This window comes from Sphingobium sp. HDIP04, from assembly GCF_000445085.1.
Lineage (GTDB): Bacteria > Pseudomonadota > Alphaproteobacteria > Sphingomonadales > Sphingomonadaceae > Sphingobium > Sphingobium indicum.
Genome location: NZ_ATDO01000005.1, coordinates 1 through 2,363 on the forward strand (window position 1 = coordinate 1; position 2,363 = coordinate 2,363).

Here is a 2,363-nt window from a genome sequence, read left to right on the forward strand (position 1 = left end):
CGGGGCCTTCGCCGCCGGGGCCGCGCCGTCCGCCGGAGCTGATGCTGACCCAATACATGCCCGCTTCCGGCCAGGTGAAGCTGACCTTCCCTTCCGCGTCGGTCTTCGCGTCCATCTGCTTGAGGTCCGACCGATAGCGGATGCCGCCGGGAATGGCGACCACGTCCAGCCCGGCGGCCGGCTTGCCGTTCAACAGGAACTGGAAGGTGGCGGCTTCGCCCACGGCAAGGTCGTTGGGGTGGGTGACGGGCACCATTTCCAGCCCCTTGCCCGTGGTCGTGAAGACCTTGCGGTCCGGCTCGCCCGCCGTCACGAAGGTTTCGATCCGGGTGCGCGCCGTCGCCGTCTGCACGTCCGTCGCGCCCTGCGGCACGGCGGTTGCCAGCGTCGCGGCGGTGCTGCCGCGCGGCAGCATCTTGCGCTCGCCGTTCAGCATGTAACTGCCCATCAGCATCTCGTTGACGATGGCGATCTTGTAGGTGCCCTTCGTTTTGATGCCGAGGTCGAAGGTCTGGCGCAGCTTGCCGATGGCGCGGTTTTCCACCTGCGCCGCGCTGCCGTCCGGCGCGGTCGCGATGGGCTGCCAGTCCTGGCCCGGATGGTCGAAATAATAAAGGTCGCTGGAAATGGCGGCGTCCACCGTCACCCATTCATTGCCGGAGCCGGCGAACATGGTTTCGGACGGCAGCATCCAGGGCCGCGCCGCGTCCGCCATCTGCGGCATGGCCATGGCGGCGCTGGCGGCAAGCAGCAACAATGTCTTGCGGAATTTCATCATCGCTTCCCTCCTCAGCGCGACAGCACGGCGCTGACCGCGCCCAGTTCGAACTGGCCTCTGGCGTTGCCCCTGGCGCCCGCTGCCGTCACGTTGAGCGGCACTCGCACCGCCTCCCGCCCGCCGGATTCGCGCGCGGCCTCCACTACCAGTGTATATTTGCCGGGGGCCAGCGCCGGCATGCCGCCCTTTCCGGCGGTGAAGCTCAGCTTATGGGTGCCGGGCGCGCGGGTGGCGCCGGAGATGCCATCGGCGGGCAGGGTCAGCGAACGGCCCGAGGCGCGCCACCACATGCGGATGTCGCGCAGCCATTTGACGCCGCCATTGTTGCGCTTGTCGACATCGTAGAGGACCGACAGGGTACGGGCGGGCGCGCCCTCCTTCTCCAGCCAGATCGCGACATAGGGGCGGTGATATTCCGCCACCAACAGGCGCGGCAGGGTGAGCGTGACGTCCAGCGTCTGCGCGGCGGCGGGCATGGCGAGGGCGCTGGCGCCCATGGCCGCGCCGGTCAGGACGATCTTATGGCTGATTTGCATGAGGTGAAGCATTCCCCCGTTAATGGATGAAGATGATGGCGAGGACCGCCGGAATGGCGAGGCCGGCGGCGACCAGCGGCCAGGTGGTCGGCCGCTTCCTGGCGTGGAGCCAGAGCAGCAGCAGGCCGGTCAGGGCGAAGAGGAAGCAGGCGATGGCGAAGATGTCGATAAACCACTTCCAGACATTGCCCGCATTGCGGCCCTTGTGCAGGTCGTTGAGATAGCTGATCCAGCCGCGGCTCGTCGCCTCGCTGGAGACTTCGCCGCTATGCCGGTCGATCGATACCCAGCCGTCGCCGCCGGGGCGCGGCAGCGCCAGATAGACCTCGTCCGCCGACCATTCCGCCTCGCCAGCGCCGCTCTGGCCGATTTCCTTCTCCACCCATTGGGCGACCGGGGCGGGCAGGGGCTTCCTGGCGTCGGGCGCGTCGTCGGGCGCGACCTGCTTCAGCAGGGCGGGCGGCAAGGTGGCGGATCTGGTCACGGTCTGCGGCGACCCCTCGACATCGGCGGCGTGGTTCAGCGTGATGCCGGTGAAGGCGAACAGCAGCAGGCCGATCAGGCTGATCGCGGAACTCACCCAATGCCAGCTATGAAGTTGTTTCAGCCAGAAGGCCTTGGCGCTCTTCTTCTTGTTCGGCTGGGTGCGGACGGGGGCGTGCATCGGAAGCGGGACGAGTCCTGTGGGAGATGAGGCGGGTTGAATAACGCGAACGACTCGCAATTGCAAACATGAGGCGTGGCAAATTTGTATCAAAATGTACCGGGCAACGCCGGATCGTTTCCGCAGAGCGCCGGTCGGCAGGGGAGGGCGCCGTCATGCTATTGACGGGTGGCCCCATCGCAATTAGCCGCCTTCATGAAACGGGCGTGACATGAAAAACGTCATTCGCTCCAACGGGCTTTCCTGCAAGGAACAACGATATGCTGACGCCGGCCATAGCCGCTGGAATGCTGATGATGGGCGCGCAGGCGGGAACGGATGGGGCGGCGGCGACCGTTCCTCCCCCCATGGCCGCGCCGGACGCTCCGACGGCCGCGCAGGCCCC

General features: G+C 66.9%; 3 protein-coding genes. All 3 read right to left on the bottom strand.

Features of this window, described 5'->3' with window-relative positions:
- The coding region (locus L286_RS25215) for a DUF4198 domain-containing protein (protein ID WP_021222899.1) at positions 1–778 on the bottom strand (778 nt) is incomplete at its 3' end.
- A gap of 11 nt (positions 779–789) precedes the next feature.
- Positions 790–1,314, bottom strand: a complete 525-nt coding sequence (locus L286_RS25220; RefSeq protein WP_020819138.1) for a DUF2271 domain-containing protein — start codon at positions 1,312–1,314, stop codon at positions 790–792.
- Positions 1,315–1,333: 19 nt separating this feature from the next.
- Entirely contained in the window at positions 1,334–1,978 is a 645-nt protein-coding gene (locus tag L286_RS25225; protein WP_007687774.1) for a PepSY-associated TM helix domain-containing protein, read from the bottom strand.
- Between the last annotated feature and the right edge of the window lie 385 nt (positions 1,979–2,363).

Coding starts and splice junctions, on each gene's coding strand:
- L286_RS25220 (WP_020819138.1), bottom strand. CDS start 1,314: ATGCAAATCAGCCATAAGATCGTCCTGACCGGCGCGGCCATGGGCGCC.
- L286_RS25225 (WP_007687774.1), bottom strand. CDS start 1,978: ATGCACGCCCCCGTCCGCACCCAGCCGAACAAGAAGAAGAGCGCCAAG.